Origin of the sequence: Nonomuraea sp. NPDC049141 (assembly GCF_040648415.1) — a bacterium.
In the GTDB taxonomy this organism is placed as follows: Bacteria; Actinomycetota; Actinomycetes; order Streptosporangiales; family Streptosporangiaceae; genus Nonomuraea.
In genome coordinates, this window is sequence record NZ_JBEZDR010000050.1 from 17,881 (window position 1) to 19,876 (window position 1,996).

At 63.4% G+C, this 1,996-nt stretch carries 2 protein-coding genes; one reads left to right on the forward strand and one right to left on the reverse strand.

What is annotated here, in order from left to right; translation table 11 throughout:
* The first annotated feature begins 545 nt into the window (after positions 1–545).
* Positions 546–851: a hypothetical protein gene (locus AB0B91_RS63030; RefSeq protein WP_358342548.1), complete on the forward strand. Its 306-nt coding sequence runs from the start codon at positions 546–548 to the stop codon at positions 849–851.
* 621 nt (positions 852–1,472) lie between these two features.
* Here AB0B91_RS63030 and AB0B91_RS63035 read toward each other — a convergent pair.
* The coding region (locus AB0B91_RS63035) for an ISAs1 family transposase (RefSeq protein WP_358342550.1) at positions 1,473–1,996 on the reverse strand (524 nt) is incomplete at its 5' end.

The window sequence follows — 1,996 nt, forward strand, 5'->3', positions numbered from 1 at the left end:
ACGACGGTGTCCATCGGCACAGTAAACGGCAATCCTCAGCTGTTCACCACAGCAGCCGACGGACACGTGATGTCGACCTACTACCACCCATCGATCACCAGCAATGGCGGCTGGCACGCCTGGTTCGCCATCCCCACCGGATTCAGCGACGGCAAAACCCGCAACTAGTACGGGACTCCCGGCAGTAACGTCGCAATTATCGCAGGATATGCAGGTCAAACATCTAGCCTAGATGCTACGCATGTAGCCCGGCGAAGAGTCGTTGACCTGCATATCCGTTGCTCTTCGCGCTCACTACCGGGACCACTCAGGACGCCGCCACGACACAATGGCTTTGCGGCTCGAAAGCAAAATCGGCCAGCATTCACCGCCGAGAGGAGCCCCGGGCCTGTGCGGAAAAGGGTGGGAGTGCAGTCGAAGGCGAGTGGGGCCGGTGCGACCGCCTTGAGGACCGCCCCTCCGTCGTCGATTGACCTCCGATCGCCGGACACTCCCAGAACTCCCAAACCCAGCGTGCGGGCCAGTTTCACGACGGGGACGATCGCGTGCTCGCGAGTGTCGAGGACCAGCAGCAGGCTCTGCCCGGTCAGCGCATAGACCAAGCGCTTGACCGGATCGGTTTCCGCGCCCGGCATGAACCCGGACTTGCGCAGGCCGAACGCGCCCAAGCACGGCACCGGTTCCGCACCCGGGCCGAGGCTCGCTTGAAGATCGCGACGTGGATCGCCGACTTCTACAACGCCAGCCGGCGGCACAGCGCCAACGACGGGCGGCCGCCCATCACATTCGAGCGGCAGATGATCGAGAAGAGGCAAGCCTCATCGGCCCTGCTGAGGGCCGCTGTGGCATAGGACCGTCTCCACGGTTTGAGGGGATTGGTGCGCCGCGAGGCGCTTTGTTATATCTCCAGCGCAGCTGGAAGGAACTTGGAGGGAGGTTCCTAGGTCTAATGGCTAACCTGGATCCGAAAGGCGAAGGGGACAGTAGCATGCCAGGAAAGCAACGGTCGCGTTCAGGCGTATGAAGCGAGGCGTTGCGGGACCCGCGCGATATGGCTAAAGCTAAACTGCCTGAACCCTAATCTCCAGACGATGCAACTGAAACATCCGCCGGAAAGACGTCTGAAACCGGCGCCGCGCCCTGCGTTGATATGGCAATCCGATCGGCGCAACCTCCGGGATGCGGAGCGATCCCCAGCGAGGGGATTCAAGGAGATGAATGGGGGGCCTAAGTCGCGCTATCACGTATGACAAAGATGAACGCGGGATCGCCTAAGGGACGCGAGTCCTATGGCGACGCAGGCCTCGTAGTAGTCGTGGGAGTAACGCCTCGCCAAGGAGGACGGGAAAGCCGTCTGCACGGGCGAAGGAGGCCAGGTGATCGGACACTTAAGACCGGGAGGTATGCGCAATGCAAAACGTCGAAACGGTACTGAATGTCCTCCGTGATCGCGGTACAGGGGCGAAACGTTCTCATGTCGTGAAACCCAGTAACTGGAGTCCGTCGGCGGGGTGGCTGCGGTAGTGGTCGGTGGCGGCGGCGATGTTGGTCCAGCCGATTAGGCGGGCCAGGCCGATGGCCAGGTTGCGCAGGCCGGCCATGATCCGGGGTGCGGTGCCGGTGCGGACTTTGGAGGCGTCCTCGCGGAAGGTGACGTCGCGAATGTGGTGCAGAGCTTCGACGCTCCAGTGCCCGCGGATCAGCGCGGCGAGCCGGGCGTGGGTGATCCGTCCCGGTGGGAGGCTGGTGACGGCATAGACCGTCACGATGGTGGTCTTACCGGTCTTGCGATCGGTGCGGCGGCGTTTGACCTGGATCGCCTGGGCGGCGTGCGGGAAGGGCAGCCCGGGCCGGACGGTGCAGATCTTCATGCGGCGGATCTCACGGCGGCCGTGCCCTTGCTCGTCGGTGCGGTCGTTGAGGACGGCTTGGCGCCAGGGCAGCGCCTTGAGCCGGTGCAGGAGTGTGGGCTGGTTGCCCTTGACGATGAACAGGT